This is a genomic window from Streptomyces sp. NPDC058198, from assembly GCF_042882605.1.
Taxonomy (GTDB): domain Bacteria; phylum Actinomycetota; class Actinomycetes; order Streptomycetales; family Streptomycetaceae; genus Streptomyces.
The window spans coordinates 682,356-706,513 of record NZ_JBHVVP010000003.1 but is presented as its reverse complement, the minus strand read 5'-3'; the positions used below and the strand labels follow the sequence as shown (position 1 = coordinate 706,513).

The 24,158-nt window shown below is 69.7% G+C and carries 20 protein-coding genes; 11 read left to right on the top strand and 9 right to left on the bottom strand.

From position 1 onward, the window contains the following. Nucleotides 1-46 precede the first annotated feature (46 nt). Nucleotides 47-973 (bottom strand): proline dehydrogenase family protein, encoded by a 927-nt coding sequence (locus ACFVWW_RS15480; protein ID WP_384191570.1) that lies wholly within the window; start codon nt 971-973, stop codon nt 47-49. Nucleotides 974-1,159: 186 nt separating this feature from the next. On the opposite strand from ACFVWW_RS15480, the gene ACFVWW_RS15475 reads away from it, so the two are divergent. Continuing rightward, nucleotides 1,160-2,329, top strand: coding sequence for a PucR family transcriptional regulator (locus ACFVWW_RS15475; protein WP_386878260.1), 1,170 nt, complete (start codon nt 1,160-1,162; stop codon nt 2,327-2,329). Between the two features lie 25 nt (nt 2,330-2,354). Here ACFVWW_RS15475 and ACFVWW_RS15470 read toward each other — a convergent pair whose 3' ends face one another. After that, on the bottom strand, nt 2,355-2,795 hold the full coding sequence (locus ACFVWW_RS15470; protein WP_384191576.1) for an Lrp/AsnC family transcriptional regulator: 441 nt from the start codon (nt 2,793-2,795) through the stop codon (nt 2,355-2,357). Between the two features lie 123 nt (nt 2,796-2,918). On the opposite strand from ACFVWW_RS15470, the gene ACFVWW_RS15465 reads away from it, so the two are divergent. Continuing rightward, complete coding sequence (locus ACFVWW_RS15465) at nt 2,919-3,842, top strand: SMP-30/gluconolactonase/LRE family protein (protein ID WP_386878259.1); 924 nt, start codon at nt 2,919-2,921, stop codon at nt 3,840-3,842. Between the two features lie 35 nt (nt 3,843-3,877). After that, complete coding sequence (locus ACFVWW_RS15460; RefSeq protein WP_384191581.1) at nt 3,878-4,861, top strand: aldo/keto reductase; 984 nt, start codon at nt 3,878-3,880, stop codon at nt 4,859-4,861. 56 nt (nt 4,862-4,917) lie between these two features. On the opposite strand, the gene ACFVWW_RS15455 is transcribed toward ACFVWW_RS15460, so the two are convergent. Then, nucleotides 4,918-5,523 carry a response regulator transcription factor gene (locus ACFVWW_RS15455; RefSeq protein ID WP_384191583.1) on the bottom strand — a complete coding sequence of 202 codons (606 nt, stop codon included), beginning with the start codon at nt 5,521-5,523 and terminating at the stop codon, nt 4,918-4,920. Beyond that, complete coding sequence (locus ACFVWW_RS15450) at nt 5,520-6,683, bottom strand: sensor histidine kinase (protein WP_384191585.1); 1,164 nt, start codon at nt 6,681-6,683, stop codon at nt 5,520-5,522. Before ACFVWW_RS15450 ends, ACFVWW_RS15455 begins: the two co-directional genes overlap by 4 nt. A gap of 582 nt (nt 6,684-7,265) precedes the next feature. On the opposite strand from ACFVWW_RS15450, the gene ACFVWW_RS15445 reads away from it, so the two are divergent. From ACFVWW_RS15445 to ACFVWW_RS15410, 8 genes are all read left to right on the top strand, one after another. Continuing rightward, complete coding sequence (locus ACFVWW_RS15445; RefSeq protein ID WP_384191586.1) at nt 7,266-7,439, top strand: hypothetical protein; 174 nt, start codon at nt 7,266-7,268, stop codon at nt 7,437-7,439. A gap of 281 nt (nt 7,440-7,720) precedes the next feature. After that, the gene (locus ACFVWW_RS15440; RefSeq protein ID WP_384191589.1) at nt 7,721-7,900 is read left to right on the top strand and encodes a hypothetical protein; all 180 of its coding nucleotides are present in this window, start codon (nt 7,721-7,723) and stop codon (nt 7,898-7,900) included. Nucleotides 7,901-8,065: 165 nt separating this feature from the next. Beyond that, complete coding sequence (locus ACFVWW_RS15435; protein ID WP_386878258.1) at nt 8,066-9,949, top strand: alpha/beta fold hydrolase; 1,884 nt, start codon at nt 8,066-8,068, stop codon at nt 9,947-9,949. After that, complete coding sequence (locus ACFVWW_RS15430; protein WP_384191594.1) at nt 9,946-10,575, top strand: hypothetical protein; 630 nt, start codon at nt 9,946-9,948, stop codon at nt 10,573-10,575. Before ACFVWW_RS15435 ends, ACFVWW_RS15430 begins: the two co-directional genes overlap by 4 nt. A gap of 111 nt (nt 10,576-10,686) precedes the next feature. Then, nucleotides 10,687-11,448 carry a class I SAM-dependent methyltransferase gene (locus tag ACFVWW_RS15425; protein WP_384191596.1) on the top strand — a complete coding sequence of 254 codons (762 nt, stop codon included), beginning with the start codon at nt 10,687-10,689 and terminating at the stop codon, nt 11,446-11,448. Beyond that, nucleotides 11,445-13,217: an ABC transporter ATP-binding protein gene (locus ACFVWW_RS15420; RefSeq protein WP_384336774.1), complete on the top strand. Its 1,773-nt coding sequence runs from the start codon at nt 11,445-11,447 to the stop codon at nt 13,215-13,217. Before ACFVWW_RS15425 ends, ACFVWW_RS15420 begins: the two co-directional genes overlap by 4 nt. Then, nucleotides 13,214-14,707 carry a phytoene desaturase family protein gene (locus ACFVWW_RS15415; RefSeq protein WP_384191602.1) on the top strand — a complete coding sequence of 498 codons (1,494 nt, stop codon included), beginning with the start codon at nt 13,214-13,216 and terminating at the stop codon, nt 14,705-14,707. Before ACFVWW_RS15420 ends, ACFVWW_RS15415 begins: the two co-directional genes overlap by 4 nt. 40 nt (nt 14,708-14,747) lie before the next feature. Continuing rightward, a complete protein-coding gene (locus ACFVWW_RS15410) occupies nt 14,748-15,410 on the top strand; it encodes a GPP34 family phosphoprotein (RefSeq protein ID WP_384191604.1) in 663 nt (220 codons plus the stop codon). Nucleotides 15,411-15,514: 104 nt separating this feature from the next. Here the strand turns inward: ACFVWW_RS15410 and serA are convergent, their stop codons facing one another. From serA to ACFVWW_RS15385, 5 genes are all read right to left on the bottom strand, one after another. Further along, nucleotides 15,515-17,107 (bottom strand): phosphoglycerate dehydrogenase, encoded by a 1,593-nt coding sequence (serA, locus tag ACFVWW_RS15405; protein ID WP_384191607.1) that lies wholly within the window; start codon nt 17,105-17,107, stop codon nt 15,515-15,517. Between the two features lie 404 nt (nt 17,108-17,511). Further along, nucleotides 17,512-18,513: a ketol-acid reductoisomerase gene (gene ilvC / locus ACFVWW_RS15400; protein WP_386878257.1), complete on the bottom strand. Its 1,002-nt coding sequence runs from the start codon at nt 18,511-18,513 to the stop codon at nt 17,512-17,514. 141 nt (nt 18,514-18,654) lie between these two features. Continuing rightward, nucleotides 18,655-19,179, bottom strand: coding sequence for an acetolactate synthase small subunit (gene ilvN, locus ACFVWW_RS15395; protein WP_384193720.1), 525 nt, complete (start codon nt 19,177-19,179; stop codon nt 18,655-18,657). A 47-nt stretch (nt 19,180-19,226) separates the two neighbouring features. Further along, nucleotides 19,227-21,083 carry an acetolactate synthase large subunit gene (locus ACFVWW_RS15390; protein WP_384193717.1) on the bottom strand — a complete coding sequence of 619 codons (1,857 nt, stop codon included), beginning with the start codon at nt 21,081-21,083 and terminating at the stop codon, nt 19,227-19,229. Nucleotides 21,084-21,287: 204 nt separating this feature from the next. Further along, nucleotides 21,288-24,140, bottom strand: a complete 2,853-nt coding sequence (locus ACFVWW_RS15385; protein WP_386878335.1) for a putative bifunctional diguanylate cyclase/phosphodiesterase — start codon at nt 24,138-24,140, stop codon at nt 21,288-21,290. Nucleotides 24,141-24,158: the final 18 nt, after the last annotated feature.

Below are 24,158 nucleotides of genomic sequence, written 5' to 3'. Positions count from 1 at the left end.
ATCTCCTTAATCAGTAGGTCAGACGGTCGGTCTCAGTTGCGGGGGCTCAGCCGCGGCTGACCAGCGAACGCAGGAAGAACGCGAGGTTGGCGGGGCGCTCGGCGAGGCGGCGCATGAAGTATCCGTACCAGTCGGTGCCGTACGCGATGTAGACCCGCATCCGGTGTCCCTCGGCGGCCAGCCGGTCCTGCTCGGCCTCGCGGATGCCGTACAGCATCTGGAACTCGTACTCATCGAGCTTACGTCCGGCGCGGTGCGCGAGATCCTGGGCGATGGCGATGACGCGCGGGTCGTGGGAGCCGACCATCGGGTAGCCGCCGCCCGCCATCAGGATGCGCAGGCAGCGGATGTACGCCTTGTCGACCTCGGCCTTGTCCTGGTACGCGACGGAGGCGGGCTCCTTGTAGGCGCCCTTGACCAGCCGCACGCGCGAGCCGGCGGCGGCGAGCGCGCGGCAGTCGTCCTCGGTGCGGAAGAGGTACGACTGCACGACGGCGCCGGTCTGCGGGAAGCGCTCGCGCATCTCGGCGTGGATGGCCAGCGTCGAGTCGATGGTGGTGTGGTCCTCCATGTCGAGGGTGACCGTGGTGCCGATCTCCGCGGCGGCCTCGACGACCGCGGTGACGTTCTTCAGTGCGAGGTCGTGGCCGCCGGGCAGGGCCTGGCCGAAGGAGGAGAGCTTCACCGACATCTCGGCGCGGTCGCCGAGCTCCAGCGGCGCGAGGGCCTCGATCAGCCGCAGATACGCGTCCCGGGCGAGCAGCGCCTCGGCCGGGTCGGTGATGTCCTCGCCGAGGACGTCGAGCGTGACCTCCAGGCCGCGGCCGGCCATGGACCGGATGACGGGGGCCGTCTCCTCGACCGATTCACCGGCGATGAAACGGTTCACCACGGGCTTGGTGACCGGTGCGGCCGAGACGACACGGCGCATTCTGTCGCTGCGCGACGCGGCAAGGATCACAGGACCCAGCACAGGGCACCTCCACGGTGAGATCGGGCAAGGCCGGAGCGGAACGGAACGGAGAGGGTCGGTTCCGGTACGGCACGGAGAACCACTGTGAAACCTAGGGATCGGTCCGATCCTCGGCCATCGACAGCTGTCACGCATCCGTGGCCCCGATCTCAGACATCTGTCTGAAAGCGGTGCGAGAATGTCCGGGTGAAGGGCGATTACCAGGACCTGGTCGACGAGATCTCGGCGCTGCTCGGCGTTCCCGCGACGCTGGAGAACCGGGATTTCGGGCTGATCGCCTTCGGCGCGCACGACAGCGAGGACGACACGGCGATGGACCCGGTCAGGACGCGCTCGATCCTGACCAGGAAGTCCACCCCGGCGGTGCGCACGTGGTTCGAGGGCTTCGGCATCGCGCGGGCGACCGGCCCGGTCCGTATCCCCGTGGCCCCGGACGCCGGCGTCTTCCGCGGCCGCATCTGTCTGCCCGTACGGCACCGGGGCATGGTGCTCGGATATGTCTGGCTGCTCGACGACTCCGACCCGGGGCCGAGCGGTTCACGGCTGGCGGCGGCCATGGAGGTGACCTCGCGGATCGGCGACCTGCTCGCCGAGGAGGTGAAGGCCGGCGCCGATCTGGCGCGTGAGCTGCGGGCCGTGCTCACCGCGGAGCGCGGCTGGCAGCGGGACATGGCGGTGGCCGCACTGCGCACGGCGCTGGGGCCGAGCGCGGACGGTCCGCATGTGGTGCTGTGCGTGGCGCCGTGGCGGGACGAGGAACCGGGGGTGCGCGCGGTGCCGGGAACGGCCGCGCTGTGCACCCTGCCGTACGGGGCGGAAAGTCCGGGCGACCCGGCCGGCCAGGCGTCGCAGGGCACGCAGGCCCTGGCCCTGCTCGTACGGCTCCGCTCGGCGGACGCGCTCACCCCCGCGCTCGAGGCCGTCTCCCGACTGCGTGAGAGCGCGGGCCCCGGGGCGGCCGCCGGGGCCGGAGCCCCGCGCCGCGGTCCGGCCGAGCTTCCGGAGGCCTGGCAGGAAGCGGTCTCGGCGGCCCGCGCGGCCGTGGCCCAGCCCCGGTTCGGCCCGGTCGCGCAGTGGCCCTCGATCGGCCCGTACCGCATGCTGACGGCGCTCCCCGCCGGGCCCGACCCCGTGGTCCGCCCCCTCCTCACCCCCACCCACCGCGAACTGGCCCACACCGCCGAGGTGTTCCTCGACTGCGCGGGTCAGGCGGGCCGCACGGCCTCCGCTCTCGGCATCCACCGCCAGACGCTCTACTACCGGCTCTCCCGGATCGAACAGCTGACGGGCCTGGACCTGGACGAGGGCGAGGACCGCCTGCTGCTCCACATGGCCCTCAAGGCGGCCCGGCTCTGACCGGCTCTGACCGGCTCAAGGTGCTTCAGACTCCCGTCGACACCGGCCTCTCGAAGAATGTCTCCAGGACCACCGTCGCCCGGGTGCCGCTGACGCCCTCGATCTCGTACAACCGCCGCAGTACGTCCTGGAGTTGCTCGGTCGTCCCGGTCCTGACCTTCACCAGGACCGATGCGCTGCCCGCGATGATGTGGGCCTCCTGCATCTCGGGGATCGCGGCGAAGCGCTCGCCGGAGTCGCCCATCCAGGCTGACGATTCGACCATGACGAAGGCCAGCACCCCGGCGCCGACCGCGGTGGGGTCCACCTCGACCGCCGTGCGGCGGATCACCCCCGACTCGCGCAGCTTGCGCACCCGCTCGTGGGCCGCGCCCGCGGAGAGTCCGACGGCCTTGCCCAGGGCGGCGTACGCCTGCGTGGCGTCCTCCTGCAGCAGCTTCAACAGCTTCCGGTCCACAGCATCCATGACGCCCTCCTCCACACCAGATCTGCCCAATGATGGCTTCGACCATACGACATCCTGCAATACTCATTGACAGCAGGATGTTGTTCAGGAGTCAGCACGCAGAACGACTGAAGGAGAACGCACATGGCCACCGGCCGCCCCGCGCTGTACGACGTGCTCGACGACAGGTTCCGTACGGAGAAGTGCACCTCGGGCGATCTGCAACTGGAGACGCTCCACGTGGGCTCCCGCTGGGCGGAGGGGCCGCTGTACATACCGGCCTGGCGCCAGCTGATCTGGAGCGACATCCCGAACGACCGGATGCTGCGTTGGGATGAGACGACCGGCGCGGTCAGCGTCTTCCGCTCGCCCGCGGGCCACTCCAACGGCAACACCCTGGACCGCGAGGGCCGTCTGATCACATGTGAGCAAGGCAACCGCCGGGTCACCCGCACCGAGCACGACGGCTCGGTCACCGTGCTCGCCGACCGCTACCGGGGCAAGCGGCTCAACAGCCCGAACGACGGGGCCGTGAAGTCCGACGGCTCGATCTGGTTCTCGGACCCGGACTTCGGAATCACCAGCGACTACGAGGGCCACCGCGCCGAGAGCGAGATCGGCGCCAACAACGTCTACCGGATCGCACCGGACACCGGCGAGGTGCGGCTCGTGGCCGACGGCTTCGGCGCCCCCAACGGCCTGGTCTTCTCGGCTGACGAGAGCGAGCTGTACGTCTCCGACACCCGGGCCCACCAGATCCGGGCCTTCGAGGTGCGCGCGGACGGCACTCTCTCCGAGGGCAAGGTCTTCGCGGAGATCACGGCCGCGGGCGCCGGTCGCTTCGACAACATCCGCTTCGACGACGCCGGCCACCTCTGGGCGGCGGCCATGGACGACGGAGTGCACTGCTACGCCCCGGACGGCACCCTGCTCGGCCGCATCCTGGTGCCCAACACGGTCTCCAACATCCGCTTCGGCGGCCCGAAGAGGAACCGTCTCTTCATCACGGCGAACGACACGCTCTATTCGCTGGTCATGGGGGTTACCGCGGCACCGATGACGGTGTGAACCCCTCCTCCGCCTCTGCCCGAAAGGATCACCATATGGAGCAGCGCGTATTGGGCAGGACGGGCCGCGAGGTGTCCGTCGTCGGACTCGGGACGTGGCAGCTGGGAGAGGGGTGGGGTGGGGTGCGCGAGGAGGACGCCTTCGCCGTGCTGGACACGGCGGTCGCGGAGGGCGTGACATTCTTCGACACGGCGGATGAGTACGGCGACGGCCGCAGCGAGCGACTGATCGGCGGCTATCTGCGGGAACGTCCGGATGCCGGAGTGTTCGTGGCGACGAAGATGGGGCGTCGGTCGGCGCAGTCGCCGGCCAACTACACGCTGGAGAACTTCCGCGCCTGGACGGACCGTTCCCGGGCCAACCTGGGCGTGGACACGCTGGACCTCGTGCAGCTGCACTGCCCGCCGACGCCGGTGTACTCCTCCGACGAGGCGTTCGACGGGCTGGACACGCTGGTCGCGGAGGAGCGGATCGCGGCGTACGCGGTGAGCGTGCGGACCTGCGAGGAGGCGCTGACGGCAATCGCCCGGCCGGGTACGGCGAGCGTGCAGATCGTCCTCAACCCCTTCCGGTTGAAGCCGCTGCAGGAGGTGCTTCCGGCAGCCGCCGAGGCAGGGGTGGGGATCATCGCTCGAGTGCCGCTGGCGTCCGGGCTGCTGTCCGGCAAGTACACCAAGGACACGGTGTTCCAGCAGGACGACCACCGTACCTACAACCGGCACGGCGAGGTCTTCGACCGCGGCGAGACCTTCTCGGGCGTCGACTTCGAGTCCGGCGTCGAGGCGGCGGCGGAGTTCGGGGAACTGGCACCCCAGGGCGCCACCCCGGCGCAGACCGCGCTGCGGTGGATCATCCAGCAGCCGGGCGTGACCACGGTGATCCCGGGCGCCCGTTCCCGGGAGCAGGCCCGCCTGAATGCGGCGGCCGCGGCGCTGCCGCCGCTGCCGGGCGCGACGCTGGAAGCCGTGCGCGACCTGTACGACCGGCGCATCCGGAGGCAGATCCACCACCGTTGGTAGCCGGGGTGAAGCCGGCCCGGACCTCCCTCGCAGGTTTCCGCAGGAACCAGAGGCTCTCAGATCCAGCCGTGCTCGCGCGCGATGTGGACGGCTCCGTGGCGGTTGTCGGCGCCGAGTTTGGTGGACGCGGCCGACAGGTAGTTGCGGACCGTGCCGGGGGTCAGCACCGCCCGTTCCGCGATCTGGGTGATGGAGGCGCCGTCGGACGCCAGGGCGAGCAGGTCGGCCTCGCGCGAGGTGAGGGGGGAGTCACCGGCGCTGATCGCGTCGGCGGCGAGGATGGGGTCGATGTAGCGGCTGCCCGCGTGGACCGTACGGATGATCCGGGCGAGATCCTGCGCGGAGACGGTCTTGGGCACAAAGCCCCTGACCCCCGCCTCCAGCGCGCGCTTGAGATGTCCGGGCAGTCCGTGGCTCGTGACGATCAGGGCTTTGCAGGACGGCAGTGACTCGCGCAGCGAGGACGCGACGGCGATCCCGTCCCGCTCCGGCATCTGGAGATCGAGGATGGCGATGTCCGGGCGGTGCCTGCGGGCCATGGCCGAGGCCTCGGGTCCGGTGGACGCCTGGGCCACGATGTCCAAGTCCTCTTCCAGGGTCAGCAGAGCCGCCAGCGCGCCACGTATGAGGTGTTCGTCATCGGCGAGGAGGACACGGATCATGAGTGTGCTTTCTGCGCGGAGGGAGACGAGAACTGGACCGTAAGGCGGTAGGAGTTCTCCGGTCCAGGGCCATGTTGGAGCGTTCCACCGACCGGTGCCAAGCGCTGTGACAGCCCCGTGAGTCCGGTGCCCGGCGCGGAGTCCGAGGGGCGGGCCCGGTCATTGGTGATGACGAGGCGCGGTCCGCTGTCGCGCTGGGTCAGCCGGATGGTGCAGTGCCGGGCCTCCGAGTGCCGCAGGATGTTGGTGACGCCTTCACGGACGGCCCAGCCGAGCACGGATTCGGTCTCGTCCGTCAGGGCGGCGGGAGTCTCGTTCTCGATGGTGCTGATGATCCCCGCGGCTTCGAGTACGGAGCGTGCGCCGGCCAGTTCCCCCACGAGGTTGGTGGCCCGGTACCCCCGTACGACCTCGCGGAACCCGTTCTGCGACTGCCGGGCGAGCAGCTGTATCTGCGTCATCTCGTCGCCGGCGCGGGGATCCTCGGCCGCGCACAGCCGGGCGGCGAGTTCACTCTTGAGCGCGATGACGGCGAGATCGCGGCCCATGGTGTCGTGCAGGTCGCGGGCGAACCGGAGACGTTCCTCGGCGACCGCCAGCTGTCCCTGGGCTTCTCGGGCGGCGTCGAGCTGGCACAGGATGGACAGGTACCAGACCGAGGACCGCATGGTGAGGCCGATGAGCAGCCAGGTCGAGGCGGTGGTGATGAGGGCCCCGGCCGGAGCGGAGTGCGATACCGCGGTGGCGGCGGTGGCGAGCACGCAGGCGGTCGCGGCGGCGATCGAGTAGGTACGCACACTCGTGGTGGCGAGGGCGCCGGCCAGGGGCGCCATGACCAGGGCGCAGACGAAGGCCGCGTTGTGCTGCCCGGCCAGCCATCCCTGCTCGCGCAGGGCGGGGAGGGCGGCGAGTTGTACGGCCGCCAGCACGACGATCGTCGCCTTCGTACGGACGAGGCACTTCTGGCGGCCGACGCTGTACGCCATGACGGCGGTGGCGAGCACGGTCTGCACGACGAACGCGGTCACCAGCACCCCCATGAGGGCGGCGGGAACGGAGCCGCGACGCAGACCGCTGGTGACCGGCTCGACGAACGAGAGAAGGAAGATCCACGGGATGAGACAGAGAATCCATCGCGTGCGGCGCGTGACACGCTGCACGCTCGCGCAGTGGTCCCGTTGATCTGTGCGGTTCGGTTCCATCTCTGTGAGCCCCGTTCTCTGGTGTCACGCCGGCCGGCGCCGTGGTGAGGATTGTTCAGCTGCCCGGTTCTCACCGGAACCACCGCTTCACGGTGAGAGCGCCGGCCCGGTCCTGGCGGCCGCGACGACCGTGCGCGGCGCACTCCGGGGGCGGGGCAAGAGGCCGCCGGAGCCCCTTGGCGCCCCGCCGGGTGCCGTACCGCCGCCACTGGAGTGTGACCTCGGTCACACAGGCGCGTGAATTCACCCACACGTCAGTGGCGTAGACCGGGGGCTCCCGTGGTGAGGGTTTCCATGACCTCCATTGACAAACGTCATAGGACGCGACTGACGGATGTCATGGCGGCGGAATTGTTAACTCCACTTTCAGTGTGATCCACGTCATACTCGGCTACTCGGATGAGTGCTTTTATCTGCCGGACGGCGAGCACGGCATATCTGAGAAGCACGATACAGGTATGCGGAAGGATGAGCGTTCGGTCCTTTTTGTGGCCGCCCGACGTGTATTCCACGACATATTTCTGCAGGGAGGAGTGCAAAATGCTCGAGGAAAAGTTCAATGCACAGCTGGAGGGCCTCGGCGGCCTGTCCGAGGAGAACACCGGCTCCATCGTCGATGACGCCTCTCCGGTCCTCGCCACCCCGGCCTTCGCCTTTGTCGGCGGCGCCGCGCTCGTCACCGGTGCGTACGCCGCCGGTCGCGCCGTAGGCTAAATCCGAATCGGTCGAAACGCACGCGCACGGAGCGGATCCGTGTTTGACATGACCACGTCATGTCAGCCTCGGTCCATGGCCCCCACCGCCTTCGCGGTCGGCCGTGCGGCGGGTCGCACGACCCGTTGACCTTCCGGACCGCGCGTGGAGCACGACTCAACCACTTCCTCCGGGAGACATCCCGGCGGTGGCCGGCTTCATCGCCGGAAAAGTGGACGGCTTTACCCGAACGGCTCCGTATTTGGCGGAGCCGACCCTACTCCGTATGAAACGGGGCAATAATGAGTGAAGTTCTTTCGCAGGTGAATGAGTCTGCCGCGCTGGCAGCGACGGAGATCTCGGCCACTGAGGGCCAGATTTTCCCGGGTGCCACCCCGGTCCTCGCGACCCCGGCCGCCTTCCTCGGCGGCGTGGCGGTTTCCTCCGCGGTCGTCGGCGCCTTTGAGGCCGGTCGCGGCTAGGTCGGCAGGGGCTTACGCGTAAGCCCGCTGCTCGATGCGTGAAGCTCCGCCGGGCCACAGGAGAGTTCTGGCCCGGCGGAGCCGTATTTCTACCCCAGCCTCGAAAAGAAATCACCACTTTCCGGTGCGGTTCTGGGAGGCCACTGTGAAGCTTGGGAGGCCATTGTGAAGCTGCCGAAAAGAATCGCATCCGCGATTTTCGGACCGATCCCCATAACTCGGTCTCGTGCCATCGGCGCCTCTGAGCGGCTGTCGGCCGTCACCACGCTGACGGCCTCACTGGAGTACCTGACCCAGCGCAAGCAGACGCGGCCCGGCGGTCTCAACGACTGGTCGGTGTCCCGCGACGTCCAGGTCAGGTCGACCCCCGCCACCCGGAAACTGCTGGATCTGATCAGCGGCGAGAAGACCACCACGGCGCTCCACGTGGCCCGGGTGGCGGTGAGCGCGGGGATGCTGCTGCCGGGCAACAGCCGCTGGCGCGGCGCCGGAAGCCTCTTCCTCGGGGTCAGTTCCGCGGCCCTGTACCCCCGCCACCGGTACGGCACCGACGGCTCCGACCAGGTGTCGGTACTGGTGCAGACGGCCACCGGCCTGGCGCGCGTCTCCACGTCTCCCCAGACGCAGGACGCCCTGATGTGGTACGTGGCGATGCAGGCCAACGTCTCGTACATCATCTCGGGCTGGGTCAAGCTGCTGGGTGAGTCCTGGAAGGACGCCACCGCGCTGAGCGGGGTGATGCGCACCAAGACCTACGGCCACGAGCCCACCTACAAGCTGACGAAGAAGTACCCGCGGGCGTCGAGGTATCTGACGCACAGCGTGCTCGCGCTGGAGTGCCTGTTCCCGGTCGCCTACCTGGCGGGCGGCAAGCTCGCCCGGCCCGTGATCGCGGCCGCCGGATCCTTCCATGTGGCGAACGGCCTCCTGATGGGGCTGGGCCGGTTCGTCACCGCGTTCACCTCGATGCACCCCATGGTCGCGTACACCTCCGCCCCCAAGTCGCACCCCGCCGTCGCGGACCGCGACGACCGGCTGCTGACCGTCGGCGCCGCGCTGCTGGCCGGCGCGGCCTCGGTGGCCGGCGTCGTCGCCGTACAGCGGCGTATGCGCACCCTTGAGGGCTGGCCGCTCTCGCGCATGCTGACCACCCGTCACGACAACGAGCTCCAGTACGAGATCACCAGCGGCGACGACCCGGACCTGCCGGTCCTGGTGTTCGCGGCCGGCATGGTCTCCACGGCGGAGCACTTCTCGTGGATCACGGAGAAGATCGCGCAGGAGAGCGCGTACGGAGTGCTCACGTACTCCCGCGCCGGATACGCCGGCAGCAGGTACCGGAGCACCTCCGCCTACGACTTGGGCGAGTCGGTCGACGACCTGGTCGATCTGATCGAGGGGGCCGTCCCCGAGGACCGCAAGGTCGTACTCGTCGGGCATTCGCTCGGCGGTGAACTGGCCCGCCGGGCGGCCGCCGCCCTCGGGGACCGGCTGCACGGCATCGTCTACCTCGACTCCTCCCACCCCGGCGAGCTGATCCGCTCGAAGCAGCAGAGCGAGGCGGCGGAGCGGCTCAACGACGGACTGAACATGCTGGTCCGGTCGCTCAAGTCCGGCATGGGGATCCTCATGGCCCGGCCGGACTGGCTGGAGGCGCTGCCCGCCACCTGCCGCCGGCAGGTGCTCGCCCAGTACACCGACGCCCGTCTCTGGGAGGCCGGCCGCCGTGAATGGGCCGCCGTGGACGCCGACTTCCGCGCCTTCGACGGTGATCTCGGTTCCGTGGACGCGCACGCCCTGGTGATTTCCGCGCAGCAGACCATCGACCGGGATCCCGAGCAGCTGCTGATGCACAACGAGCTCGCCGAGGCCCACCGCGGTGCGGGACGGCACGTCGAGACCGTGGTCATGGAGGACGCCGACCATGACTCGCTGCTGACGAGTGCCCGGTTCGCCACCGAGGTCGGCCGTCGCATCCTGGCGTTCCTCGACGGCACCGAGCTCACCACCGAATCCGTGCAGCGCGCGATGGAGGAGACAGGACAGTGAAGCAGCTCATGAAGGAGGCGTTCACCGGCCCGGGGGCCCCGGCGCGGATCGCGGGCGCCGCGATGCTCGTCGCCACCCTCGCCTCCCAGCACCCCAACCCGACGTTCAACCGGCTCCAGCTCAAGGACACGTTCTCGTTCCTGCCGAACTGGCGCTTCTTCGCCCCGAATCCGGCCGTCCACGACTACCACTTCTTCTACCGCACGCTGAATGTGAAGGGCGAGACGTCCGCGTGGAAGGCGGTCGATGTGATCGCCGGCCGGAGGTTCCGGCAGATCATGTGGTTTCCCAGCAGGCGGCCGGAGAAGGCTGTCTTCGACATCTGCAGCGAGATGCTGGGGATCCTCGACAAGGGATTCACCGCGATCGTGCGTACCCCCGCCTACCGGGTCATCACCGCGCACCTGCGGACCCTGATCCAGGAGGAGGAAACAGTCGGCGTGAAGGGATTCCAGTTCGCTCTGGCGCGTGCCACGGGATATGACACGAGCAGCGAACCCGAGATGATCTTCGTGTCGCCGTACACGCCGATGGATCCGGCCAAGGCCGTTCCCCGTCGGCGCCGGCCGGCCGCGAGCCGGCCGCAGTCCACACCCGTCTCCGCACACCCTCAGGAGCCCTCATGAACTCAGCCGTGTACATCGTGATCGGCGTCGGTGTCTGCATCGCCGCGTTCATCGCCTACCAGAGCATGAAGAAGTGACCGGCCCGTCCGTGCGGCGAGGGGAGAATCAGCTGTGAGTGGCATCGAAGACATCGGCTACGGACGCCAGTTCGACGGGTGGTACGACCGGCTGTTCCCCAAGGACAGCCTCGCCGCACTGACGGCCAAGAAACTGGCGTCCCTGCACCCCGGGGGCGGACTCGGCACGCTGGAGCTGGGCGTGGGGACCGGACGTATCGCCGTCCCGCTCTCCCAGGAGGTCGGGCGCGTCGTGGGCGTGGACTCCTCGCCCGAGATGCTCGCGGGGCTCGCGAAGGACGCCGCCGTCACGACCGCCGATGTGGAGGGCGTGCACGGCGACATCCGCGACTACACGGACGACCAGCGGTACGGGCTGGTGTACTGCGTGTGCGCCACCCTGTCCATGGTGCTCGACCCGGCGGACCAGCAGCGGGCCATCAGCCGCGCGGCCGAGCGGGTCGCGCCGGGCGGGGTGCTCGTGGTGGAGACACACAACAGGTCCGGGGTGCTGGCCTTCCACGAGGGGCAGCGCCGGATGACGTACTTCATCCCCTACCCCGAGCCGGGCACCGGCCTCCAGACGCACTCGACCCTGGTCCCCGAGCAGAACCTGTGGCAGTGCTCGCACATCTGGTTCGAGGCCGGTACCTCACGGGTCGGTACGGAGCTCAGCCGGCTCACCTCGCCCGAAGAGGTCGACGCGTACGCGGCCGAGGCCGGTCTGCGCCGCGTGAGCATCCACGCCGACTGGAGCGACACCCCCTACAGCGACGAATCGGCGATGTTCGTCTCGGTCTACGAGCGTGCCGCATGAGTGTCTGGGCCATCGCCCGGCGCCACCGCCGCATGATCACCATCAGCATCGTGCTGGGGGTGCTGGGTGCGGCCGCGTCCCTGGGCCAGCCCATGGTGATCGGCGAAGTGATCAAGGCGGCCGGGGCGCACACGTCCCTGCTGTGGCCCGTCCTCGGGGTGACCGCGCTGTTCTGCGCCGACGCGGGACTCTCCGCGGCACAGGCGTTTCTGATCGGCAGGACCGGTGAGGACATCGTCCTCGACGTCCGCCGGAGTCTGACGGGACGTCTGCTGCGCGCCGACATGAAGGCGTTCTCCCGGCTGGAGCACGGCGATGTGTTCACGCGCATGGTCACCGACACCTCGCTCGCCAGGATCGCGCTGTCCCAGTCGCTGGCGCAGATGGCGGTCGCGGGCTTCATGGTGGCCGGCGGGATCGCGCTGATGGCGTGGATCGACATCTGGCTCCTGCTGCTGACCCTGGCCTGTCTGGGGTCGGCGAGCGCGGTGTCGCTGGTCCTGGCACGTCAGGTCCGGATCGCCGCGGTCAGGAACCGGGAGGACACCGGTGCCTTCGGGTCCGGACTGCAGCGCGTCCTGGGCGCGTTGACGACGGTCAAGGCGTCGCGCGCCGAGCAGCGCGAGACCGACCACATCGCCGCCCTGGCGGGAGAGGCACGCCGGTCGGGGGTACGCGTGAGCGCCCTGGGCGCCATGCTCACCCCCGCCATGAACGTCGGTACCCAGGTCTCGTTGACCGTGGTCATGGGCTGGGGCATGGCGCGGGCGGCCACCGGTGACATCCCCATCGCGGACCTCACCGCGTTCGTGATGTACCTCTTCTACCTCGTCTCACCCCTGGTGATGCTGTTCGTCTCCATCGGCCAGTTCCAGCAGGGCCGCGCCGCCATCCAGCGCATCGACGAACTCGCCAGGCTGGAGCAGGAGGAGCCCGACGGTGTGCCGGGCGGCGCGGCGGCGAAGACCCCCGCGCGTACCGCTCCCGCCGTGGAGTTCGACTCCATCACCTTCGGCTACGGCGCCGCCCCGGTGCTCCGGGACGTCTCCTTCAGCGTCCCGTCGCGCGGACTCACCGCGATCGTGGGCCCGTCCGGGTCCGGCAAGACGACGGCGTTCCAGCTCATCGAACGCTTCTACCACCCGGACGCGGGCACCGTACGCCTGTCGGGCACGGACGTCCGTGAGATGCCGCTCGGCGAGATCCGCGACATCGTCGGCTACGTCGAGCAGGAGAGCGCGCTGCTGCGGGGCACGATCCGCGAGAACCTCAGCTACGCCAATCCCACCGCCGACGAGGCCGAGATCGCCCACGCCATCGATCTGGCCAACCTCACCGACGTGATCGCGGAGCTGCCGGAAGGACTCGACACACCGCTCGGCGAGCGGGGCGCGGGACTCTCCGGGGGTCAGCGGCAACGCCTGGCCATCGCCCGCACCCTGCTCCAGCGACCGCGGCTGGTCCTCCTCGACGAAGCGACGTCGAACCTCGACGCCGAGGCCGAGGCGGCGTTCCGCCGGACCATCGCCGGGGTCTCCCGGCAGTGCGCCGTGGTCGCGATAGCGCACCGTATCTCCACCGTCGTCGACGCGGACCACATCATCGTCCTCGAAGGCGGAGCGGTACGCGCGACCGGAACGCACGAGGAGCTGGCGGCGGAGGACGAGCTGTACCGCCGGCTCGCGGCGGAGCAGTTGAAGGGCGAACGCGGGCCGGCCGCCGCGTCCGACGAGCACCCGGTGCTGGTGGGGCCGGGAGACGCCCGATGAGCCGGGTCGACGTCGCGATCGTCGGCACGGGGCCCAACGGGCTGGCCGCCGGGGTGACCATGGCCCGTGCCGGGCTGCGCGTCGAGCTCTACGAAGCGGCCGGCCAACTCGGCGGCGGCCTGCGCAGCAAGCCTCTCTTCGACGACGAGGTGGTGCACGACATCTGCTCGGCCGTGCACCCGATGGCCGCGGCGTCCCGCTTCTTCCGTGAGTTCGACCTGTCCTCGCGCGGCGTGGAGCTGCTTCATCCCGAGGTCAGTTACGCGCACCCGCTGGACGACGGCCGCGCCGGGCTGGCCCACCGTGATCTCGACACCACCTGCGATCTCCTCGGCCCCGACGGCGAGCGGTGGCGGCGGCTGATGCGGCCGCTGCTGGAGCACAGCGAGGGAGTCGTCGATCTGATCCTGTCCGGGCAGCGCGGCATTCCGAAGGACCTCGTGGCCCCGTTGCTGCTGGCCGGCCGGACGCTCGCCCATGGAACGGCGCTCGCCCGCGGGCGGTTCGCCACCGAGGAGGCCAACTCCCTGCTGACCGGCGTCGCGGCCCACGCCGTCGGCAAGCTGCCCAGCCTCGCGTCCGGGGTGGTGGCCCTGCTCCTCGGCCACCTCGCCCATGGCACCGGATGGCCCCTCCCCCGCGGCGGCAGCGTCCGGATCGCCGAGGCGATGGTTGCCGACATCACGGCCCACGGCGGCGTCCTCCACACGGACCGGGAGATCACCGACCTGCGGGAGCTCGCCGACGCGAAGGTGGTGCTCCTCGACACCAGCCCGGACGGGTTCGCGCGGATCGCGGGCTCCCGGCTGTCCGACCGCTACGCACGCCGGCTGGCCGCGTTCCGCTACGGCCCGGCGGCGGCCAAGGTCGACTTCCTGGTCTCGGACCCGATCCCGTGGGCCAACCCCGGTGTCGGCAAGGCCGGCACCGTCCATCTCGGCGGCACACAGGCGGAGATGTTCCGCCAGGAATCACTGACCGCGAAGGGCATCGCCTCCGACGAGCCCTTCGTACTGCTGGTCGACCCCACGGTGGCCGACCCGGAGCGCGCGCGGCCCGGCAAGCGGCCGGTATGGGCGTACGCCCATGTCCCGAACGGCGACACGAGAGACCCGGTGGCGACGGTGCGCGCCCGCATCGAACGCTACGCGCCCGGCTTCACCGACACCGTGATCGCGGAACGCGGCATCAGCGCGACGCAGTACGAGGCGTACAACCCCAACTACGTCGGCGGGGACATCAGCAGCGGCGCCATGACACTCTCGCAGTCCCTCCTGCGCCCTACCCCCCGTCTGGATCCGTACCGCACGCCGCTGCCCCGGGTCTACCTGTGCTCGGCCTCCACCCCGCCAGGACCCAGCGTGCACGGCATGTCCGGCTATCTCGCCGCGCTGTCCGCGCTGCGCCGGGAGTTCGGCGTCCGTACGCCGCCCTCGCTGGCACCGCACGCGCGCCGGTCGGCGAACCCGCCGGCCACCCCGGCGCGCTGATCGCGTGTTTAGCCGCACGGCTCACGGAGAGGGGATGAAGATGGAAACCACTCTGGGCGAAGAACTGCTGTTGCTGTCGTTGGACGACGAGTCGGGGGCCGAGAAGGAGTCGGCGAGAGTCTCCTCAGCGATTGCCGCCGCGTCCCTGGTGGAGCTGGCGCTGGCCGGCCGGATCGAAGTGCGGGACGAGCTGGTCGCCGTGCTCGATCCGGCACCCGTCGGAGCACCCGGCCTCGATGCCGCGCTCGCCGACATCGTCGCGCGGGACAAACCCCGCAAGGTCAAGGACTGGATGTACTACCTGAAGAAGGACGCGGTGTCCGGGGCGAGCGAGGGCCTGCTCGCCAAGGGGCTGATCCGCGAAGAGACCAAGAAGGTGCTCGGGCTCTTCCCCGTACGCCGCTATCCGGAGGCGGACGGTTCCGCGGAGGCGGCGCTGCGGCAGCGGCTGGAGGCGGTCGTCCTGCGGGGGGACACCCCGGACGAGCGCACGGCCGGTCTGGTGGCCCTGCTCCATGGGGCGAAGCTGCACCGCCTCGTCTTCCCCGAGGCCGACGCGCGGGCGGTCGAGTCGCGTATGGAGGCCATCGCGCGGGGACAGTGGGCGGCGCCGGCCGTACGCCAGGTCGTCGTGGCGGCGGAGGCGGCGCTGACCGTGATCATCATGACGGCGGCCACAGGGTCGGTGATGGGAGGCAGCTGAGCCGCCTCCCTCCCATGACTGAAGGGCCCGGCGGATGCCGGGCCCTTCAGTCATGCACGCGTTGACTCAGCGGGCTCGGGCCGTCCCGCGATCGAGCGGCTGCGTCAGTCGGTCAGGTTCACCGAGCGGGCCGAGGTCGCACCGATCTCCTCGGCGATCTCGGTGAGCACGGCCGGCGGCACGGTGTCGTCGACGGTGAGCACGACCAGCGCCTCGCCGCCCTCCTCCGCCCGCGAGACCTGCATCCCCGCGATGTTCAGCCCGGCCTCACCGAGGATCTGGCCGACCGTGCCGACCACGCCGGGGCGGTCGTCGTAGCGCAGCACGACCATGTGGTCGGCCAGCGCCAGATCGATGTCGTACTCGCCGATAGCGACGATCTTCTGGAGATGCTTCGGACCCGCCAGCGTGCCGGAGACGGAGACCTCCTCACCGCTGGACAGCGTGCCGCGCACCGTGACCACGTTGCGGTGGTTCGGAGACTCGCTGGAGGTGGTGAGCCGGACCTCGACGCCGCGCTCCTGCGCGAACAGCGGGGCGTTGACGTACGACACGGTCTCGGCGACGACATCCTCGAACACGCCCTTGAGCGCGGACAGTTCGAGCACCTTCACATCGTGCTGGGTGATCTCGCCGTACACCTCGACATCGAGGCGGGCCGCGACCTCGCCCGCGAGCGCGGTGAAGATCCGGCCGAGCTTCTCGGCGAGCGGCAGACCCGGACGCACGTCCTCGGCGATGACCCCGCCCTGGACGTTGACCGCGTCCGGTACGAGCTCACCGGCGAGCGCGAGACGTACGGACCTGGCGACCGCGATGCCCGCCTTCTCCTGCGCCTCGTCCGTGGAGGCGCCGAGGTGCGGGGTGCAGACGACCTGGTCGAACTGGAACAGCGGGGAGTCCGTGCAGGGCTCCTTCGCGTACACATCCAGACCGGCGCCGGCGACGCGGCCCTCCTTGAGGGCGGAGGCGAGCGCCTCCTCGTCGACGATCCCGCCGCGCGCGGCGTTGACGATCCGCACGGACGGCTTGACCTTGTGCAGCGCGTCGTCGCCGATCAGACCCAGTGTCTCGGGGGTCTTGGGCAGGTGCACGGTGATGAAGTCCGACACCTCGAGCAGCTCGTCGAGCGTCAGCAGCTTGACGCCCATCTGGGCGGCGCGGGCCGGCTGCACATAGGGGTCGTACGCCACGATCTTCATACCGAAGGCGGACATGCGCTGAGCGACCAGCACACCGATCCGGCCGAGACCGACGACGCCCAGCGTCTTCTCGCTCAGCTCGACGCCGGTGTACTTGGAGCGCTTCCACTCGCCGTTCTTGAGAGCGGTGTTGGCCTGGGGGATATTGCGCGCGGTGGCGACCAGCAGGCCGCAGGCCAGCTCGGCGGCGGTCACGATGTTGGAGGTCGGCGCGTTGACGACCATCACGCCGGCCTTGGTGGCGGCGGAGACATCGACATTGTCGAGGCCGACCCCGGCGCGGGCGACGACCTTCAGCTTCTTCGCCGCGGCGACCGCCTCGGCATCGACCTTCGTCGCGGAGCGGACGAGAATCGCGTCCACCTCGGCGATGGCCGGCAGCAGCTCCGCGCGGTCGGCGCCGTTGCAGTGCCGGATCTCGAAGTCCGGACCGAGCGCGTCGACGGTGGCGGGCGAAAGCTCTTCAGCGATGAGTACGACAGGTTTCGAGCTCACGTGAGTCCTCACAAGTCCCATTGCGGACGGCCGTCCCGACGGCCGCATGCGGTGGAGGGTGTTAGGCCCTGTCCGGTCGATCTTCGTGGGCCCGCGACGCCTGGCACGGCACCTCGCTGCGTTGTCGGAGTCGTCCACGTACGTCCAGTACGAGGACGATCCTCCGCCTTGCGATGTACCGCACCAGACGCCGCGGGCTGATCCACGAAGATCGGCCGGACAGGCCCTAGCCGCGTGGAAGACGCACGACGCTGTGGGCCCGACGCGTATGTGTTGAGAAGTGTAGTGCCGTCACCGGCGGGTTTTCCGCCCGAGCGACAAGATCACCCATACGTGCGGGGACGCGTCCGCGTCTGCCGCGTACGGGCCCGGCCGGTCCTGGCCGGGCCCGTACGCCCGCGGTGTTACGCGTCGTCGTTGTCGACCCAGCTCATGAGCTTGCGCAGCTCACGGCCCGTGGTCTCCAGCAGGTGCTCGCTGTCGGCCTTCTTGTACTCGTTGTACTTCTTCAGACCGCCGTGGTACTCGTCCATCCAGTTCTTGGCGAACGTACCGTCCTGGATCTCGCCGAGGATCTTCTTCATCTCGACCTTGGTCTGGTCGGTGATGATGCGCGGGCCGCTGACGTAGTCGCCCCACTCCGCGGTCTCGGAGATCGACCAGCGCATCTTCTCCAGGCCGCCCTCGTACATGAGGTCCACGATCAGCTTCAGCTCGTGGAGGCACTCGAAGTACGCGATCTCCGGCTGGTAGCCGGCCTCGGTCAGGGTCTCGAAGCCCGCCTTGACCAGCGCGGCGGTGCCGCCGCAGAGCACGGCCTGCTCACCGAACAGGTCGGTCTCGGTCTCCTCGGTGAAGGTCGTCTTGATGACGCCGGCGCGGGTGCCGCCGATGCCCTTCGCGTACGAGAGAGCCAGCTCGAAGGCCTTGCCGGTGGGGTTCTGCTCGACGGCGGCGATACACGGGACGCCGCGGCCTTCCTCGTACTGGCGGCGGACCAGGTGGCCGGGGCCCTTGGGGGCGACCATCGCGACGTCGACATGGGCCGGCGGCTTGATGAAGCCGTAGCGGATGTTGAGGCCGTGACCGAAGAACAGCGCGTCGCCGTCCTTCAGGTTGTCCTTGATGGACTCCTCGTAGACCTGGCCCTGGATCGGGTCCGGCACCAGGATCATGATGACGTCGGCCTCGGCGGCGGCCTCCGCCGGCGTCACCACGCGCAGGCCCTGCTCCTCGGCCTTGGCCTTGGACTTGGAGCCCTCGTGCAGACCGACCCGGACGTCGACACCCGAGTCACGGAGCGACAGCGCGTGGGCGTGGCCCTGGCTGCCGTAACCGATGACCGCGACCTTGCGGTTCTGGATGATGGACAGGTCGGCATCGTCGTCGTAGAACAGCTCGGCCACTGGGTCTTCTCCTTGGTGTGCGCTGCTTGAAATAAACACAGCTTTGAAAAATGTCGCAGCTTGCGTCCCACCGTACGGCGGGACCGGTGAAGGCGGTTTCCCGGTCTCGGCATACGAGCCGGACGGGGCGGGGGGGGCGGGCTACGCGCTGCGGTCGAGGGCCCGCAGGCTGCGGTCCGTGATGGACCGCGCGCCACGCCCTATGGCGATCGTCCCGGACTGCACGAGCTCCTTGATGCCGAACTGCTCCAGCATCTTGAGCATCGCGTCGAGCTTGTCACTCGATCCGGTGGCCTCGATCGTGACGGCCTCGGGCGAGACGTCCACGGTCTTGGCCCGGAACAGCTGGACGATCTCGACGATCTGGGAGCGGGTCTCGTTGTCGGCGCGGACCTTCACCAGCACGAGCTCGCGCTGGATCGCAGCGCCCGGCTCGAGTTCGACGATCTTCAGGACGTTCACCAGCTTGTTGAGCTGCTTCGTCACCTGCTCCAGGGGCAGTTCCTCGACATTGACCACGATGGTGATGCGGGAGATGTCGGGGTGTTCGGTGACACCGACGGCGAGCGAGTCGATGTTGAAGCCACGGCGGGAGAACAGGGCGGCGATCCGGGCAAGGATGCCGGGTGTGTTCTCCACCAGGACGGAGAGCGTGTGCTTGGACATGTGTCGGTCTCTCTCGGTCTCTTCTCTGGGACTCTCGGGCGCTCGGCTCAGTCGTCTTCGTTGTCGCCGAAGTCGGGGCGGACGCCCAGGGCGGCCATGACCTCGTCGTTGGAGGTGCCGGCGGCGACCATCGGCCACACCTGCGCGTCCTCGTGGACGATGAAGTCGACCACGACGGGGCGGTCGTTGATGGCGTTGGCCTTGGCGATCACCGCGTCCAGCTCGTCCGGGGACTCGCAGCGCATCGCGACACAGCCCATGGCCTCGGCCAGCTTCACGAAGTCCGGGATACGGGTGCCGCGGCAGACGTCACCGTCCGCGTCCTTGCCGGAGTGCAGGACGGTGTTGGAGTAGCGCTCGTTGTAGAAGAGCGTCTGCCACTGGCGGACCATCCCGAGGGCGCCGTTGTTGATGATCCCGACCTTGATGGGGATGTTGTTGACCGCGCAGGTGGCCAGTTCCTGATTGGTCATCTGGAAGCAGCCGTCGCCGTCGATGGCCCAGACCGTACGGTCGGGCCGCCCGGCCTTCGCGCCCATCGCGGCCGGAACGGCGTATCCCATGGTCCCGGCGCCGCCGGAGTTCAGCCAGGTGGCCGGCTTCTCGTAGTTGATGAAGTGCGCGGCCCACATCTGGTGCTGGCCGACGCCCGCGGCGAAGATGGTGCCTTCCGGCGCCAGCTGGCCGATGCGCTGGATGACCTGCTGCGGCGAGAGGCTGCCGTCCTCGGGCTGCGTGTAGCCGAGGGGGTACGTCTCGCGCCAGCGGTTGAGATCCCGCCACCAGGCGCTGTAGTCACCGACGTTGCCCTCGGTGTGCTCGGCCTGGACGGCCTGGACCAGATCGGCGAGGACCTCGCGGGCGTCGCCCACGATCGGCACGTCCGCGGCACGGTTCTTGCCGATCTCGGCCGGGTCGATATCGGCGTGGACGATCTTGGCGTACGGCGCGAAGCTGTCCAGCTTGCCGGTGACACGGTCGTCGAACCGGGCTCCGAGGGCGACGATCAGGTCGGCCTTCTGCAGCGCGGTGACGGCGGTGACCGCGCCGTGCATGCCCGGCATTCCCACGTGCAGGGGGTGACTGTCGGGGAACGAGCCCAGCGCCATCAGGGTGGTGGTGACGGGGGCCCCGGTCAGCTCCGCGAGGACCTTCAGCTCGGCGGTGGCGCCGGCCTTGATGACGCCGCCGCCGACGTACAGCACCGGCCGCTTGGCGTGCGTGATCAGCTTGGCGGCCTCCCGGATCTGCTTGGCGTGCGGCTTGGTCACCGGGCGGTAGCCGGGCAGGTCCTGGGTGGGCGGCCAGCTGAAGGTCGTCCGCGCCTGGAGGGCGTCCTTGGCGATGTCGACGAGAACGGGGCCGGGGCGTCCGGTGGAGGCGATGTGGAACGCCTCCGCGATGGTCCGCGGGATGTCCTCGGCCTTGGTGACCAGGAAGTTGTGCTTGGTGATCGGCATCGTGATGCCGCAGATGTCCGCCTCCTGGAAGGCGTCCGTACCGATGGCCTTGCTCGCCACCTGGCCGGTGATCGCGACCAGCGGCACGGAGTCCATGTGCGCGTCGGCGATCGGGGTGACCAGGTTGGTGGCGCCGGGGCCCGAGGTGGCCATGCAGACGCCGACCTTGCCGGTGGCCTGGGCGTAGCCGGTGGCCGCGTGGCCGGCGCCCTGCTCGTGGCGGACGAGGACGTGCCGGACCCGGACGGAATCCATCATCGGGTCGTAGGCGGGGAGGATGGCGCCGCCGGGGATGCCGAATACCGTGTCGGCCCCCACTTCCTCGAGAGACCGGATGAGGGACTGCGCGCCCGTGACGTGCTCAACGGTGGCGGAGGACGGTCCGCCGTTACGGGCCCGCGGCTGCGGATGGTGGGCCCCGGTGGCCTGCTCGGTCATCGGCATTCTCTTCTCGAAGCTGAGGTTTTTGCGAGGGTTTGGGGTGTTCTGGTGCAACAAAAAAACCCCTCGTGCCGTGAGGCAAGCGAGGGGAGCGCGTCGGTGCGGTCTACAGAGCCGGTACGGGACTCTGCTTCAGCCGACGCGCTGTCCAAGTACGAGAATTCGGGTGCGCATGGCATTGACCCTCCCTCCGGCGCACTATGGCTGTCAAGTGGGTGGGACGGGCGTCTCATTATTTGAGCGGATCGGGGGATGGGGAATCCGGTCGGCGACCGGCGGCAGGGGGTGCCGTACGGGCAGCGCGCCGCCGCTGAGGACGGGCAGGGCGGCTTCTCCCGGCAGGGGGTACACACCGCGCGCCAGGGCGCGGCGCAGCCGGTGCTCGTCGAGCGGTCCGGAGAAGGCCATCCCCTGGCCGTGGGTGCATCCCATGGCGCGCAGGGCGAGCACCTGCTCGGGGCCGTCCACGCCGTCGGCCACGGACTGCAGGCCCAGATCACAGGCGATCCGCAGCAGCCCGGCGGTGATCTTGTGCAGCCGGGCGGACTCCACGACGCCCTCCACCAGACCGCGGTCCAGTTTCAGTACGTCGACGGGGAGGCGGCGCAGCGCGTGGATGGCCGCGTAGCCGCTGCCGAAGCCGTCGAGCGCGATCCGTACGCCGAGCCGGCGCAGCGCGACGAGACGGTGCTCCAGCTCGTCCAGGGAGCCCCGTGGGTCGCTGTCCGCCAGCTCGATCATCAGGGCTCCGGAGGGCAGCCCGTGGCGGATCAGCAGGGCCTCGATGGACCCGAGCGGCAGGGATCTGTCGAGCAGCTTGCGGGCCGGGAGCCGTACCGCGACGGGCACGGGATGGCCGAGCCTGGCGCGCTCCGCGGCCTGCTCGACGGCCTCTTCGAGGAGCCGGCGGCTGAGCTCCCCGGTGCGGTCGCTGTCGTCGGCGACGCGCAGGAACTCGGCGGGGGTGAACAGGATGCCCTGGGCGGACCGCCAGCGGGCCTGGGCGGCGACCCCGGACACCCGGCCGGTGGCGAGGTGCACCATCGGCTGGTGGAGCAGAGCGAAGTCGCTGTCGTGCACGGCGGTGCGCCGCCGGGCGGCCAGCTCGGTCCTGCGGACGACTTCGGCCTGCATCTGGGGCGCGTACAGCTCGACGCGGTTCTTGCCGGCCGCCTTGGCGCGGTACATGGCGAGGTCGGCGTTGCGCATGAGATCGCTGGGGGTTATGCCGAGCTCGGCGAAGGCGACGCCGATGGAGGCGGCGACCCTGACATCGTTGCCGTCGATCCGGTACGGCTGGGAGAGCTTGAGGCGCAGCCGGTCGGCGATCTCCTGGACCTGATGCTCGCGGGATGTCCGGTCGGGGCAGCCGTCGCCGAGGACGATGGCCGCGAATTCGTCGCCGCCGAGCCGGGCCGCGGTGTCACCGGCCCGCACCGAGTCCTGGAGCCGGTGGCCGACCTGGATCAGCAGCTCGTCGCCGACCTGATGGCCGAGCCGGTCGTTGACGCCCTTGAAGCCGTCGAGGTCGATGAAGAGCACGGCCGTGCCGGGGTCGGTGGTGCGGCGGCCGGAGAGTGCCTGGCGGACGCGCTCGGTGAACAGCGCGCGGTTGGGCAGGTCGGTGAGCGGGTCGTGCTCGGCGTTGTGCTGCAACTGCGCCTGGAGGCGGACCCGTTCGGTGACATCGCGGCTGTTGAAGATCAGCCCGCCCTGGTGGCGGTTGACGGTGGACTCCACATTGAGCCAGCCGCCGGATCCGGACTTGAAGCGGCATTCGATCCGGGTCGTGGGCTCCTCCGAAGGCGGAGCGGCCAGAAAGCGCCGCACTTCGTGGATGACCCGGCCGAGATCCTCCGCGTGGATGATCGAGGCGAGTTCGGCGCCGACGAGGTCCTCGGCCTCGCGCCCGTAGACGCCCGCCGCGGCGGGGCTGACGTAGCGCAGCACTCCGGAGGGCTCGGCGATCATGATGACATCGCTCGACCCCTGCACCAGGGAGCGGAAGTGGTTCTCCTTCTGGGCCAGTTCATGGGTGAGCGCGATGTTGTCGACGAGCATGATGCCCTGCCGTACGACCAGGGCGAGCACGACCGTACAGCCGGTGAGGACCACCACCCGGTCGACCCGGCGGCCCTCGATGACGTTGTAGAGAATCCCCAGCGTGCAGACGGCGGCGGCGAGGTACGGGGTGAGCGCGGCGAGCGAGCCGGCGATCGGGCGGCTGACGCGGGGGGCCGGGCGGGGGCACGGAACGCTCTCGGTCGCGCGTCGCACGCCCCAGGGCGCGTAGGCGAGGAGCAGCGATCCGGCGAACCAGCCGGCGTCCAGCAGCTGTCCCGAGCGGTAGCTCTCCCGCAGCAGGGGTGAGGTGAACAGGGCGTCGCACAGCACCGTCAGGGCGAGCGCGGCGATGGCGGTGTTCACCGCGGAGCGGCTGCCCGTGGCCCGCCGGAAGTGCAGCGCGAGCACCATGCTGACGAGCACGATGTCGAGCAGCGGATAGGCGAGGGAGAGCGCGGCCTGGGTGACGCTCTCGCCCTGGAACTGCGCGGTGCGCGCGAGGGCGAGGCTCCAGGACAGGGTGAGCAGCGAGCCGCCGATCAGCCAGGAGTCGAGCGCGAGGCAGAGCCAGCCGGCTCTGCTGACCGGGCGTTTGGCGAGGACGAGCAGGCCCACGATGGCGGGCGGTGCGAAGCACAGGAAGAAGAGATCGGCGAGGGAGGGGCTGGGCACGGGCTGGTCGAGCACGACCTCGTACCAGCCCCAGACGGCGTTCCCTCCGGAGGCCATCGCGGAGGAGAACGAGAACAGCAGCCAGGCGGGCCGGAAGCGGCTGCCGCTGCCGCGCGTGTAGCAGAAGCAGGAGACGGCGGCGATGAGGGCGGCGAAACTCAGCCCGAAGTCGCCCATGATCAGGGCCAGTTTCTCCGAGCCCCAGCCGAGCGCCGCTCCGGCCGCGTAGCCACCGCAGATCAGGGCCAGGAGGAGTTGGGCGATCAGCCCCGTACCGCCGCCGACCGCCGGTCGCCGGCTGAGGAGCACGCCCTCGGCGCTCATCGGAGCACCCTGGAGAGC

Coding starts and splice junctions, on each gene's coding strand:
- ilvN (WP_384193720.1), bottom strand. CDS start 19,179: ATGTCCAAGCACACGCTCTCCGTCCTGGTGGAGAACACACCCGGCATC.
- ACFVWW_RS15415 (WP_384191602.1), top strand. CDS start 13,214: ATGAGCCGGGTCGACGTCGCGATCGTCGGCACGGGGCCCAACGGGCTG.
- ACFVWW_RS15390 (WP_384193717.1), bottom strand. CDS start 21,083: ATGCCGATGACCGAGCAGGCCACCGGGGCCCACCATCCGCAGCCGCGG.
- ACFVWW_RS15455 (WP_384191583.1), bottom strand. CDS start 5,523: ATGATCCGTGTCCTCCTCGCCGATGACGAACACCTCATACGTGGCGCG.
- ACFVWW_RS15440 (WP_384191589.1), top strand. CDS start 7,721: ATGAGTGAAGTTCTTTCGCAGGTGAATGAGTCTGCCGCGCTGGCAGCG.
- ACFVWW_RS15410 (WP_384191604.1), top strand. CDS start 14,748: ATGGAAACCACTCTGGGCGAAGAACTGCTGTTGCTGTCGTTGGACGAC.
- ACFVWW_RS15470 (WP_384191576.1), bottom strand. CDS start 2,795: ATGGATGCTGTGGACCGGAAGCTGTTGAAGCTGCTGCAGGAGGACGCC.
- ACFVWW_RS15385 (WP_386878335.1), bottom strand. CDS start 24,140: ATGAGCGCCGAGGGCGTGCTCCTCAGCCGGCGACCGGCGGTCGGCGGC.
- ACFVWW_RS15445 (WP_384191586.1), top strand. CDS start 7,266: ATGCTCGAGGAAAAGTTCAATGCACAGCTGGAGGGCCTCGGCGGCCTG.
- ACFVWW_RS15420 (WP_384336774.1), top strand. CDS start 11,445: ATGAGTGTCTGGGCCATCGCCCGGCGCCACCGCCGCATGATCACCATC.
- ACFVWW_RS15465 (WP_386878259.1), top strand. CDS start 2,919: ATGGCCACCGGCCGCCCCGCGCTGTACGACGTGCTCGACGACAGGTTC.
- ACFVWW_RS15460 (WP_384191581.1), top strand. CDS start 3,878: ATGGAGCAGCGCGTATTGGGCAGGACGGGCCGCGAGGTGTCCGTCGTC.